Origin of the sequence: Terriglobus tenax (assembly GCF_025685395.1) — a bacterium.
GTDB classification, from domain to species: Bacteria; Acidobacteriota; Terriglobia; order Terriglobales; family Acidobacteriaceae; genus Terriglobus; species Terriglobus tenax.
This window is the reverse complement of the sequence record NZ_JAGSYA010000004.1, coordinates 1,940,006-1,952,387: the sequence shown is the minus strand read 5'-3', so window position 1 is coordinate 1,952,387 and position 12,382 is coordinate 1,940,006. Positions and strand designations below refer to the sequence as shown.

The following is a 12,382-nucleotide window of genomic DNA, read 5'->3' as shown; positions in this document are numbered from 1 at the left end:
ATGAAACTGCTTTCGACTTTGTTTCTGCTGGCTTCCGCAGCGGCTCCGGCATTTGCCCAGAGCGCAACGGTCAACGGCGAATGGGCGCTGCACCTGAACGTCTCCGGTAACGAGGCGGACGACACCTGCACCTTCAAGCAGGATGGCGAAAAGCTGACCGGTACGTGCAAAACCTTTACCAACGTAACCGGCAAGATCGCAGGCGACGTTATAACGCTGGACCTGACCGGGAGCCAGGCTACGCTGGGTGTGAGCGCGAAGCTCGAAGACCACAAGATCGTCGGAACAGTCCTGGTGAAGGAGTATGGGATGGAAGGCTCTTTCACCGCTACGCAAGCGAAGTAAACATCCCGGTTGGCCCCGCCGTGGGACCAACCTGAAACAGCCGGTCTACAGCGTGCGTTCCGATTCCTTGATGGGCAGGTCGTTGATGCTTGCTTCGCGGCGCTGCATCTGGCCGGACGGAGCAAACTCCCACAGTTCGTTCCCGTAGCTTCTGTACCAGTGGCCGGCGTCGTCATGCCATTCGTAGTGGAACTTTACAGCGATGCGGTTGTCGTGGAAGCTCCAGAGCTCTTTCTTCAGCTTGTAATCGAGCTCGCGGTTCCACTTGCGTGTAAGGAACTCGACAACGGCTTTGCGTCCCTGAAGAAAGTCCGTGCGATTCCGCCATACGGTGTCTTCGGTATAGGCAAGCGCCACGCGCTCGGGGTCGCGGGTGTTCCACAGATCCTCGGCCATCTGCACTTTCTTTGCGGCCATCTCTGCGGAGGTAAATGGGGGAGCGATGATGATGCTCATAGGTACCTCTTACAGTCATTAGACCTGCGAAGCCGTGCCGGGGTCGCAGGTAAAAATGCAAACGGAGCCCAGGACGGGCTCCGGCGCGTTGTTCTGCAAGAAGAATCTAGGCCAGGTGTGCCTGCAATACCGTTTCAAACTGGCGCAGCCACTCCGGGTGAGCGGGCCAGGCCGGACCGGTAACCAGTTTGCCGTCCGTCACCGCGTCCGTAACGTTGAGCGAGACGAATTCACCTCCGGCAAGCTCGACCTCCGGTGCGCATGCGGGGTAGGCGTTCAGGCGCTTACCCTGAAGAATGCGTGCCGCAGCCAGAAGCTGGGGCCCATGGCAGATAGCCGCAATAGGCTTATCCGCCTTGTGGAAGTACTGCACGATTTCGAGGACGCGCTTATCCAGGCGAAGATACTCCGGAGCGCGGCCACCGGGAACAACGAGCCCGTCGTACTCCGTTTCATCCACTTCACTGAAGGTGGCGTTCAGGGCGAAGTTGTGGCCGGGCTTTTCGCTGTAAGTCTGGTCACCTTCAAAGTCATGAATCGCGGTGCGGACAGTGTCGCCCGACTTTTTGCCGGGGCATACGGCATCCACGCTGTGTCCCAGAACCTGCAGGGCCTGGAACGGAACCATGACCTCGTAATCCTCCACGAAATCTCCAACAATCATCAGCAGACGTGCGCTTGCCATGCGAATGTTCCTCCACTTCCAGTATGGCGCATGCTACACAGCATGACGCTTTTTGCGCCACCCAAGCCGTAGGGCAAGATAGCCAAGCAGCAGCAGCGCGGTGAACAATGCAGCGATCAGGCGGTTGTAATAGATAAGGCTGGCGAGGCAGACAACCGCACACAGCAGCGCCCACAGGGGCAGCAGCGGATACAACGGCGTGCGAAAGGGCCTCGCCATGACGGGTTCACACCTGCGCAGCCGGAACAGCGCGAGCATGCTGACGATGTACATTACCAGGGCGCCAAGCACGGACATGGTGACAATGTTGGCCGTCAATGGCTGACCGCCGAACCGGATCCAGTTGTCACTGTAGATGGCTGCGATGCCGATAATTCCGCCGGCAACGACAGCGATCCACGGTGTGCGGAAGCGTGGATGAATCCTGCCCAGCACCGCGGGAAGATAGCCCGCACGCGCCAGCGCATACACCTGCCGCGAGTAGCCGAAGATGATGCCATGCAGCGACGCAACCAGCCCGAAGAGTCCGAGCCAGACCAACATGTGCAGCCATCCGCTGCTGGCGCCGACGATGATCTTCATGGCCTGCGGCAAAGGATCGTTGATATTGGCCAGAATGCGCCAGTCGCCCACGCCGCCCGCAAACAGCATGACGCCAAGCGCGAGCAGAAGCAGCGTGACGATCCCGCCGATGTAGGCAATGGGAATGGAGCGCGTTGGCTTCTTCACCTCTTCGGCGGCCATGGCCACGCCTTCAATGGCAAGGAAGAACCAGATGGCAAAAGGCACGGCGGCAAACATGCCGGTGGTGGTGTGCAGTGTCAGGTGTTCGTGTCCGGCCCATCCATGGGCAAGGAAGTTGCTCAGGCGGAAGCCCGGTGCCACAACGCCCATGAAGACCAGCAGTTCTACGATGGCCAGCAGCGTGACCACCAGTTCAAAGCTGGCGGCAATTTGTACGCCCACAATGTTGATGGCCATAAAGAGCAGGTAGGCCAGCACCGCGGCGTTTCTGGGTGCGAGCCCTGGAAACTGCACATGCAGATATGCTCCGATGGCGAGTGCAATGGCAGGCGGTGCAAACAGGAACTCGACCAGCGTAGCGGCGGCAGCGATGTAACCGCCGGTATCGCCAAAGGCGCGTTGCGCATAGGCAAACGGCCCACCGGCGTGGGGAATCGCCGTGGTCAGCTCGGTAAAGCTGAAGATGAAAGCCGTGTACATGGTCGCTACCAGCAGGGTGACCGCGAGAAAGCCAAGGGTGCCGGCGCTGGCCCATCCGTAGCTCCACCCGAAGTACTCGCCGGAGATGACAAGGCCAACGGCAATGCCCCACAGCTGCCAGGTGTTGAGCGTGGCTTTCAGGTGCGAGTGTTCTTCCAAAGGGGAATCCTCAGCCCCATTATGCCCGTTGTGGGTCAAAGCGCTATGCTCGGAGATCTTCTGAAAAGGCAGAAATGGCCTGGAGAACAAGCGGGAGGTGTTCACGTTCTGTTAGAACAGATTTATCTAAAAATTCAATCGCTCCTCCCAGAGCGCGCAGGAGAGAAGTGCCGTGCGTCAGCTAGCAGCAGCCATCCTCTTGTTGAGTCTTCCCTTCGAAGGCTTGGCCCAACAGCCCGCAGCGAAACCGCTGCCGGGGTACACCAGCACAAGCTCTGCGACGGAGCTTGATTGGGAAAAGCGCTTCCGCGAGATTCCGGAGGCGAAGCGCGCACACGAGAACATGAAGGTTCTGGCTGCCCATCCGCACCATGTCGGATCGGAGGCGCAACGCAAGAACGCCGAGTGGATGGTTAAGCAGTACAAGTCCTGGGGCTGGGACGCGAAGATTGAGCAGTTCGACGTGCTCTATCCCACGCCAAAATCGCAGCTGGTGGAGATGATTGCTCCCACCAAATTCGTGATGAAGCTCACGGAGACCCCGCTGGCCGAAGACCCGTACACGCACGAGACCACGACGCAGCTCCCGGGCTTCAACATCTACTCGGCGGACGGCGATGTGACCGGTCCGCTGGTCTACGCCAACTACGGCATGCGCGATGACTACGAGGAGCTGGAGCGGCAGGGCATCAGCGTCAAGGGCGCCATTGTGATTACGCGCTATGGCGGCGGCTGGCGCGGCTTGAAGCCGAAACTGGCCTACGAGCATGGAGCCGTGGGTTGCATCATCTACTCTGATCCCGCCGACGATGGCTACGGCCAGAATGATGTTCTTCCCAAGGGCCCCATGCGTCCTTCCATGGGAGTACAGCGCGGCAGCGTTGCCGATACGTCGCTGTACTCCGGCGACCCGCTGACGCCCGGAGAGGGCTCGGTGAAGGGGACGAAGCGCCTGAAGATTGAAGAGTCGAAGGCCATCATGAAGATTCCCGTACTGCCGGTCAGCTACGGCGATGCGGAGCCGCTGCTCAAATCGCTGGATGGCCCGGCGGTTCCGTCCACATGGCGCGGAGCTCTTCCGTTCACTTATCACTTCGGTGCGGGCAAGACCAAGGTTCACATGAACCTGAAGTTCAACTGGGAGACCAAGCCTGTCCTCGACGTGGTTGCGACGATGAAGGGCTCCACGGAGCCTGATCAGTGGATCGTACGCGGCAACCACTACGACGGCTGGGTCAACGGAGCGGATGATCCTATCTCCGGCCAGTCGGGTCTGCTGGAAGAGGCGCGCGCCCTGGGCGAGCTGCACAAGAAGGGCTGGAACCCGAAGCGCACGCTGATCTACACCGCGTGGGACGGCGAAGAGCCTGGCTTGCTGGGCTCCACCGAATGGGCAGAGACCCATGCGGCTGACCTGGACAAACACGCCATCCTGTACGTGAACAGCGATGAAAGCAATCGCGGTTTTCTGAACGCCGCCGGCAGCTATCAGACCGAGCAGCTGGTGAATGATATCGCCCGCCAGATTACCGACCCCGAGACAAAGGTCTCCGTGTGGGATCGTCAGTTTGCGGCGCGTGCCACCCGTGCGGGCCGCGGCGGCGCTGCTCCCTCGGGAGATATCATCCCCATCGGCGCCGTGGGCAGCGGATCGGACTTCCAGGCCTTTGTCGATCACCTTGGCATCACCACGGTCAGCCTAGGCTTCGGCGGGGAAGACCGCAGCGGTACATATCACTCCGCCTATGACACGCCGTGGTTCATTGAGCACTTCGGCGATAAGGAGTCGCTCTACGGCAAGGCCATTGCCGACATGGCGGGCACACTGGTGATGCGTGTTGCCGATGCGGACGTGCTGCCGTATGACTTCCGGAACCTGGCCTCGACCGTCAAGGGATACTCCAGCGAGATCCAGGCGCTGGTGAAGCAGATGCAGCGCGCTGCATCGGAACGAAAGAAGAACATCGACGCGGGCTACTACAAGCTGGCCGCCGATCCGACAAAGACGGTGAAGCTGCCGGAGGCTCTGACGCCGGTGCCGGAGATGGACTTCACGGCTCTGGACGCTGCGATTGCGCAGCTTGCCAAAGCCGCCGCTGAGTTGAAGGCCGCCGAAGACGCTGCCGGTCCCCTGGATGCCGCCAGGGCTGCCTCCATCAATACGAAGCTGTCGCTTGCGGAGCGCAAGTTCCTGAACCCTGCCGGTCTGCCGCGCCGTCCGTGGATGGAGCATGTACTCTACGCCCCGGGTGTCTATACCGGCTATGGTGTGAAGACCCTGCCGGGTATTCGCGAGGCCGTGGAGGACAGCAACTTCCAGGAAGCCACGCAGCAGATGGTCATCGTGACCAACGCCATCAAGGCAGAGGCGGAGTACCTGCAACAGATTGCGCAGGAGTTCGCCGCGAAATAGCCGTACGCGATGTGCAACAGGAAAGGCCGCCCGTCATGGGCGGCCTTTCCTGTTGCGGTGAGAACCTATCGCAGGATGGGGCCATTGCAGTCGTACGATAGCCACTCATTTGCTGTCGAGCCGGTAACGAATCAGGTCCATGGTGCATCTTAAGGAGTACATCTCTCGATTGAGATTGGACTGGTAGGGCATTCCGCCCGCGGCCAGGAATTTAAACCATTCATCTTGGCGCATGGGAGGCAGGTAAGCTGCAGCAACTCACGACCATTCTCATTTTGTTGTTTGCCGTTTCGCTGTCCAAGGTGATTGCGAAGGTGACACGCGTTCCTTTGCCGTTCCTGCAGATAGGTCTGGGCGTTGCTCTTGCGGGCCTCAGGATCGATAGTCCGCTGGATCCATCGTTGTTCCTGCTGTTGTTTGTCGCTCCGCTGCTGTATGTGGATGCGAACCAGTTTCCGCGTGCGGAACTGAAGCCGCTGGGCAGGCCGATCCTGCAGATGGCGGTCGGCCTTGTTTTCTTCACAGTGATTGGAGCCGGCTACTTCATCGACTGGATGATTCCGCAGATGCCGATGGCGGCGTGCTTCGCCTTGGCGGCGGTACTCTCGCCCACGGATGCCGTTGCGGTATCGGGCCTGATCGGTGAAAAGAAGATGCCGTCCCGGCTGATGCATCTGCTGGAGGGCGAGGCGTTGTTGAACGACGCAACCGGCCTTGTCTGCCTGCGGTTTGCGGTTGTCGCCGTGCTGACCGGCAAATTCTCCGCGGCACAGGCCGCGGTAAGCTTCGTGGAAGTCGCATTAGGAGGACTTGCGATTGGCGCGGCGCTCTCCTTTGCCGTCATGCAGGGTGAGCGTTGGATGGACCGGCTGATCGGCTCGCATCCCGCCGCGCAGATTCTGCGCTCGCTGCTCTTGCCCTTCGCAGCCTACCTGGCGGCGGAACACTTTGAGTTCTCCGGCATTCTGGCCGCCGTGGCCGCAGGGTTTGTGGCGAACTGGGTGCTGCAGGAAGCGCCCGAGGTGGAGACGCGCATCAAGTCGGAAGCCATTACCGACATGGTGCAGTTCACCTTCAACGGATTGATCTTCGTGCTGCTGGGCCTGCAGTTGCCCGCAATCGCACGCAGCATTCCGGAGGTAATGAAGGAAGAGGGCTTCGCCTCAGCATGGGTGCTTGGCGGTTTCGTCCTTGGCATCACCCTCGTGCTCGGCATGCTTCGGCTGCTGTGGACATGGCTGGCGCTGGAGTGGTCGTTCTATCGGCAGAAGAATCGCGACGGTGAGATACGGCATACGCCCTGGCGTCTGCTGGCTGTCACCATGATGGCTGGCGTGCGCGGCGCCATTACGCTGGCGGCGGTGCTCTCCATCCCGCTAACGCTGCAGGACGGCTCTCCCTTCCCGGGCCGCAACCTCGCCGTTTTGCTGGCCACGGGAGTGCTGCTGTTCTCCATGATCGCGGCTGCGTTTGGGCTTCCTGTTGCGTTGAAGGGCGTGCAGGAGCCGCCGGAGTCTTCCGCCGAAACCAAGAAGCGAAACGCGCAGATTCTTGCGGCGCAGGCTGCCATTACTCGGCTTGAGTCCGCCGAACACGAACTGTCACAGAACAGTGCCATGGCCGATGGTTACGCGTCTATCGCGGCTCGTCTGATGGACTATTACCGGCGCAGGATCGAGGCCTTCAGCGGAGACGATGCAAGCCGCGCCAAGGCCGATGCGCTCCGCGCAGCCGAGCGGCGTCTTCGGTTGGAAGCAGTGCGCGCCGAACGCCAGCAGATCAATACCATGCTGGAGAACCACACGCTGAACTCCAGCGAAGCCCGCGCCATGCTGACCAAGCTGGACAACACCGAAGCCACGCTGAAGGGAAACTGAGCAGGGACAGTGTGCTGCCGGCATAGGTCCGCTTCTGCTGCGGCGTTAGCGGAGGTGCGTGCGAAGGGTCTCGTCACCGGTTTATGCTGCTTGCGCTACACTTTATCCTCTCCCCCAAGAGGATCGGTTCTGTGGAAGGGCTTTGAATGCGTATCGCAACCATTACAAACTGGGCGTATGGAGCCACCGTTTGTATTTCAATCACAACGGGAATCGCGATGCTGCTGGCATCCAACGCAGACCGCGCCGAACGGATAGCTGTTGAGCAGCGTGCTCAGTTTGACCATCTTTCTGAGGAAGTAGAGACCGACACCTACGAACTCAGTGACCAGGTACGGCAGTATGCCATCACGGGCGCTCCTGGATATGCCGCGTCTTACCAGAACGGGCTTGCAGCATTGGGCAGCATCGAGCAGCGCATTGCCAGGCTGCAGGATGCAGGCGCAACGGAGACGGAACTGAAGTCACTGCGCGACGGGTTACAGGTAGCCGACTCTCTCCAGGCAGAGCAGAAGCAGGCCATCGCCGAGGTCGCAAATGGACACCAGGAGGCTGCGCGGCAGCTTCTGTTCAGTGCGGACTATGAACATGGGTTGGAGCGTGTTGCCGCGCTCTTCAATCAGTTTCAATCCATGCTCGACCAGAGAACAGAGCAGGCTGTCACCGATGCCGGTGTCGTCACCAAGCGCTTAAGAAGTATCTCGGAAGCAATGGTTGCCGCCACCGCAGGACTCTTTCTGTTTGTGCTGGGCTTTATCCTCAAGCGCCGCATCCTTAAGCCGGTCGTCACGCTCAGCGATGTGGTCAACCGTCTGGCGGCGCAGGACTACGATGTGGAGACGCCCTCCTACGACTACGTGGATGAGATTGGCGACATGTCGCACGCCATCCGCATCTTTCGGGAGAACGGGCTGGAGCGCCAGCGGCTTGAAAAAGAACGTGATCATGAGTGGCGCATCCGCGAACTGCTTGCGCGCATGACCCAGCGTTTGCATGGGTGCGAATCGGTCGAAGACATTCTGAACGTCGCGGCGCGCTTCGTCCCGCAGATCGCCCCAAACCTTGCAGGCACTCTTTACGTGCAGGATGACCGCCTTGGCCTGATGACCTCCCTGACGTCGTGGCTTACTCCCAGGAGCAGCATGCCTTCGTTCCTTCCGGATGATTGCTGGGCCCTGCGCCGCGGGCAGCTCCACCGGCCGGAGAGTGTTGTCGATATACCGTGCAAGCACGTGGCCGCGGAGGCCGTTGGAAGCTCGATGTGCGTGCCCCTGACCGCATTGGGGGAAACTATCGGGCTGCTTTGCCTGGAAAAGACGACGAGTGATTTTCCGATTCCCGCCCAGGAGTACCTGGAGCTGATGGCAGAGGCCATCGGGCTCTCCATCGCCAACATCCGTCTGCGGGATAAGCTCCATGAGATGGCGCATTCGGATGCACTGACCAGCCTGCGAAACCGCTACAAGTTGCAGGACGTGCTGCATCGCCACATCGCGTATGCGGAGGAATCCAGCACTCCGCTCAGCTGCCTGATGCTCGATATCGACCACTTCAAATCTCTCAACGACCGGCATGGTCATGAGGCGGGCGACCTGGTCATCAAAGAGGTTGCGGGCATTATCAGGAACGCCGTTCGAGAAACGGAGATTGCCTTCCGGTACGGCGGGGAAGAGTTTCTGGTCCTGCTGCCGGAGTTCGACGTGGTCCGCGCTTATGAACGGGCAGACCTGATCCGTGAGCGCATTGCAGCGCTTTGCCTCAAGTATGAGGAGACGATGATTGCAAACATCACGGCCTCTGTGGGCCTGGCAAGCTATCCCATCCACGCTTCCGGCGAGTCGCTGATCCGAGCCGCCGACGCAGCCCTGTTGCGCGCCAAGGAACTGGGCCGCAACCGGATCATCGTCGCTACCACGCGCAGCTCCAGTACGGGCCCGATTGAATCCAACCACGGGAGCAACAACCGATGAGCGCAGTTTCCTCACTTGCCCAACAGGCTATCGTCACCTTCCTTCCCATCAGCAATGTCGACAAGGCTCGCACCTTCTACCGCGACACCCTGGGCCTTGCTCTGATAGAGGAAGAGCTGCCCTTTGCGCTGGTCTTCGACGTAAACGGCGTCATGCTGCGGCTGACCCTGGTGGGCGAGTTCACGCCCGCGCCGTGGACGGTCTTCGGCTGGCAGGTAACGGAGATTGAGCAGATGGTGCAAACGCTAACCGCGGCAGGCGTAGAGTTCACACGCTATGACCAGTTAGAGCAGGATGAGCTGGGCGTGTGGAGCGCTCCGGGTGGAGCGAAGGTGGCCTGGTTCAAAGACCTTGAGGGGAATGTGCTGAGCTTGTCGCAGCATGGGTGAAGTGAGTGGTCTGTTCGGCCGTGCAAATAAGGAGAGCTTAGTTCTCACTCAGAGGCTGGATGGTGTCGATCACCGGCAGCGATACAGGCATGCGTGCTGGCTTCAGCGTGATGCCGAGCTGTTCCCGGATTGCTTCCAGAAAAGATGGACCGGTGGCCGTGGAGTCTTTGCGCATCTGCGTCGGAGGCAGTAGCTCCAGCGTGAAGTCCCATTGTCCGGTTAGTCCGGTCTGGTCGACGACGCGGCGGTCGATCTCATTCTGCATCTGGCCTGTCATGCCGACAAATGCGGCCAGCAGTTCCATGGTGGTGGCACGCGACCCGTTCAGCCACTCACCGTTCTCCGCAGGACGTGCAGAGTAGGCATAGCACATGGGTGGGAAGACCGTTTTAGACGGAGTATCGCAGGCAGGTCCCTGTTCATGCGGAGTGAGCTGTGGCCCTGGCTTGCCCGGTTTCACCAACGTCATAGCGAGCACGGGCAGATCTTTCTGCTCGAAGTGCAGCGTCAGGCCGAAGCGTTCGGCGAGCAGTGACTGCATCATCAGGCGGTACTGGTCTTTGGTGGTGTGCAGCGGAGCGTTGGCCTGAACCTCGAAGCGCTGCGTGCGGACCCAGTCGGGCAGCTTGGAGTAGAGGGCGCGCGACTCCTCGGTGGTGAGCCAGAACTTGTAGGCGAAGCTGATGTAGGTGGTCAGAGTGAAGTCGGCGTGGAAGTGACCGTTGGGATCGTTGAACCATTCGTCGGTGCTGAGGGCGAAGGAGGGGGATTTGAAGGGGCCATCGTCGGGTTTGATGGAGGCGACTTCAAAGCTCATGTGATCGCCGGCGGCTTTTTGCCAGTCGGGTTGCTGGGCGTGCACGGCGATGGTGGTGATGCAGAGCAGGAGAAGGATTAGCTGCTTCAAGGGCGCACGCTCCGGTGGAGAGATTCAGAGTAGCAGGCGAGTCGCTGAAGAGTTGGCTTTTAGGAGAGGCGGTCCTGAGATATCCCGCTAAAAGAATAGAAAGATTCAGTTGGATGTCGCGCTAGACTTCCTGCATGTGGAGCAACTTCAGAGCAAGGCGCATACCTGTCCATCTGTGTATTGCAGTGGTCTACTTTCTGGCAGGTTTTGTAGCGGGCGGCGCATGGAGCCACTTTCAGGAAGAGAATTCACAACCCAAACCCCCGAAGCCTATTTACACTCGCGCTCTTATTAACGACTGTCTTAATCGAAATTTCTCAGGGCCGGAGTCGCGGACGGCGGTTTCTGTTGCGGAGGGGGTATATCCCTACGACTCTTCCGCAGGTATGCCCCCGATCGAATTTCAGTGGAGAAGGTTCTCAGAGTCTACGCAGATCCCGCCACATAAGGCTTCGATCCGGCTCAATATGGTGACGAAGGATAGGGTCTGGTTTGCCGGTACCATCGACTTCGATAACAGAGATGAAGAGTTTCAGAAGCCTTCGTGGGTCAACTGCGAGGATACTGCCATTCGGCAGTATGAAAATACAGACAGGTAAGCCGAGCTAAAAGCCCGGCTTACCTGCAATTTAGTACTTGGGCATCGTCGGATCGATCTTATCGGCCCAGGCGAGGATGCCTCCGGCAACGTTCTTCACATTACTGAAGCCCGCCGCCTTTAGCTCAAGCGCTGCCTTCTGGCTGCGAGCGCCACTGCGGCAGTGGACCAGCACTTCCTTGTCCTTGTACTGCGACAACTCCAGCAGCTTCGCGCCAAGCTCTCCCAGCGGGAACAGCGGAGCGCCGAGGTTCGCGATGCGATACTCATGTGGCTCGCGCACATCGATCAGGACAAAATCGTCGCCGCGATCGCGCTTGGCCTTCAGCTCTTCCACGCTGACCTGCGGGATGCCGTCCTGTACGGGAACATCCCCTACAGCCGCGTGCTGCTGTACTTCCAGCGGGCCGGTGGTGGTGGGCGGTGCGATGCCGCAGAACTGGTCGTAGTCAATCAGCTCCTTGATCTCGCGCGTGCCGCACATCGGGCACTTGGGGTTCTTGCGCAGCTTCAACGTGCGGAAACTCATGGCAAGCGAGTCCACCAGCAGCAGGCGGCCAACCAGCGGCTCGCCAATGCCGAGGATGTGCTTGATGACCTCAGTCGCCTGGATGACGCCGACCAGTCCCGGCAGGATGCCGAGCACGCCGCCCTCCGCGCACGAAGGCACCAGGCCCGGCGGTGGCGGTTCGGGATAGAGGCAGCGGTAGCAGGGGCCTTCCTCGGTGGCGAAGACCGAAGCCTGGCCCTCGAACCGGAAGATGGAGCCGTACATGTTCGGCTTGTTCAGCAGAACGCAGGCATCGTTCACCAGGTAACGCGTCTGGAAGTTGTCCGTGCCGTCGGCAATGATGTCGTAGCCGCTGAAGATCTCCAGCGCGTTCTCACTGCGCAGCATGGTGTTGTGCTTCACCACGTTCAGGTACGGGTTCAGGTCCTTCAGCTTCTTTTCGGCGGAGTCGACCTTCAGCATGCCGACGGTCGAGGTGGAGTGAATGATCTGGCGCTGCAGGTTGCTGGCGTCCACCACGTCGAAGTCCACCAGGCCCAGCGTTCCAATACCCGCCGCGGCCAGGTAGTAAGCCAGCGGAGCGCCCAGTCCGCCAGTGCCAACGCACAGCACCTTGGCGGCTTTCAGCTTCTGCTGGCCCTCAAAGCCCACCTCGGGCAGGATCAGGTGGCGGGAGTAGCGCGAGATTTCGTCGTTCGAGAGTTCTGGGAGTGCGACTTCTTTCAGGTCTGGCATTACAGTTTCCTTCGGCTTGGGTGGTTGCATCTCCCACTCATTCGCTTCGCGTAGGAATGGGGCACCGGGATTCGTGATTCGCCCTGGATTATCGTTTGCTTTTCTTGTTTGTC

At 59.9% G+C, this 12,382-nt stretch carries 10 protein-coding genes; 5 read left to right on the top strand and 5 right to left on the bottom strand.

The genetic code is table 11. The features are described from left to right. Positions 1 to 345 (top strand): hypothetical protein, encoded by a 345-nt coding sequence (locus tag OHL13_RS13665; protein ID WP_263410680.1) that lies wholly within the window; start codon positions 1 to 3, stop codon positions 343 to 345. A 45-nt stretch (positions 346 to 390) separates the two neighbouring features. On the opposite strand, the gene OHL13_RS13660 is transcribed toward OHL13_RS13665, so the two are convergent. The 3 genes from OHL13_RS13660 to eat form a co-directional block, all read right to left on the bottom strand. After that, a complete protein-coding gene (locus OHL13_RS13660; RefSeq protein ID WP_263410679.1) occupies positions 391 to 801 on the bottom strand; it encodes a nuclear transport factor 2 family protein in 411 nt (136 codons plus the stop codon). Positions 802 to 907: 106 nt separating this feature from the next. Next, positions 908 to 1,486: a DJ-1/PfpI family protein gene (locus tag OHL13_RS13655; protein ID WP_263410678.1), complete on the bottom strand. Its 579-nt coding sequence runs from the start codon at positions 1,484 to 1,486 to the stop codon at positions 908 to 910. 33 nt (positions 1,487 to 1,519) lie between these two features. Beyond that, positions 1,520 to 2,869 carry an ethanolamine permease gene (gene eat / locus OHL13_RS13650; RefSeq protein ID WP_263410677.1) on the bottom strand — a complete coding sequence of 450 codons (1,350 nt, stop codon included), beginning with the start codon at positions 2,867 to 2,869 and terminating at the stop codon, positions 1,520 to 1,522. 172 nt (positions 2,870 to 3,041) lie between these two features. Between eat and OHL13_RS13645 the strand changes: the two genes are divergently transcribed. The 4 genes from OHL13_RS13645 to OHL13_RS13630 all read left to right on the top strand — a co-directional run bounded on the left by OHL13_RS13645 (position 3,042) and on the right by OHL13_RS13630 (position 9,518). After that, on the top strand, positions 3,042 to 5,282 hold the full coding sequence (locus OHL13_RS13645) for a transferrin receptor-like dimerization domain-containing protein (RefSeq protein WP_263410676.1): 2,241 nt from the start codon (positions 3,042 to 3,044) through the stop codon (positions 5,280 to 5,282). 275 nt (positions 5,283 to 5,557) lie between these two features. Then, positions 5,558 to 7,159 (top strand): Na+/H+ antiporter, encoded by a 1,602-nt coding sequence (locus tag OHL13_RS13640; RefSeq protein WP_263410675.1) that lies wholly within the window; start codon positions 5,558 to 5,560, stop codon positions 7,157 to 7,159. Between the two features lie 146 nt (positions 7,160 to 7,305). Continuing rightward, the gene (locus OHL13_RS13635; protein WP_263410674.1) at positions 7,306 to 9,129 is read left to right on the top strand and encodes a diguanylate cyclase; all 1,824 of its coding nucleotides are present in this window, start codon (positions 7,306 to 7,308) and stop codon (positions 9,127 to 9,129) included. Next, positions 9,126 to 9,518: a VOC family protein gene (locus tag OHL13_RS13630; RefSeq protein WP_263410673.1), complete on the top strand. Its 393-nt coding sequence runs from the start codon at positions 9,126 to 9,128 to the stop codon at positions 9,516 to 9,518. The genes OHL13_RS13635 and OHL13_RS13630 overlap by 4 nt, the downstream gene beginning before the upstream one ends. A gap of 37 nt (positions 9,519 to 9,555) precedes the next feature. On the opposite strand, the gene OHL13_RS13625 is transcribed toward OHL13_RS13630, so the two are convergent. Further along, positions 9,556 to 10,425 carry a TIGR03435 family protein gene (locus OHL13_RS13625; protein ID WP_263410672.1) on the bottom strand — a complete coding sequence of 290 codons (870 nt, stop codon included), beginning with the start codon at positions 10,423 to 10,425 and terminating at the stop codon, positions 9,556 to 9,558. Positions 10,426 to 11,054: 629 nt separating this feature from the next. Continuing rightward, positions 11,055 to 12,269: a molybdopterin-synthase adenylyltransferase MoeB gene (gene moeB / locus OHL13_RS13620; RefSeq protein ID WP_263410671.1), complete on the bottom strand. Its 1,215-nt coding sequence runs from the start codon at positions 12,267 to 12,269 to the stop codon at positions 11,055 to 11,057. Positions 12,270 to 12,382 lie beyond the last annotated feature (113 nt).

Bases quoted from the DNA above. Each gene is read 5' to 3' on its own strand.
- OHL13_RS13655 (WP_263410678.1), bottom strand. From the start codon at position 1,486: ATGGCAAGCGCACGTCTGCTGATGATTGTTGGAGATTTCGTGGAGGAT.
- OHL13_RS13660 (WP_263410679.1), bottom strand. From the start codon at position 801: ATGAGCATCATCATCGCTCCCCCATTTACCTCCGCAGAGATGGCCGCA.
- OHL13_RS13635 (WP_263410674.1), top strand. From the start codon at position 7,306: ATGCGTATCGCAACCATTACAAACTGGGCGTATGGAGCCACCGTTTGT.
- OHL13_RS13665 (WP_263410680.1), top strand. From the start codon at position 1: ATGAAACTGCTTTCGACTTTGTTTCTGCTGGCTTCCGCAGCGGCTCCG.
- moeB (WP_263410671.1), bottom strand. From the start codon at position 12,269: ATGCCAGACCTGAAAGAAGTCGCACTCCCAGAACTCTCGAACGACGAA.
- OHL13_RS13630 (WP_263410673.1), top strand. From the start codon at position 9,126: ATGAGCGCAGTTTCCTCACTTGCCCAACAGGCTATCGTCACCTTCCTT.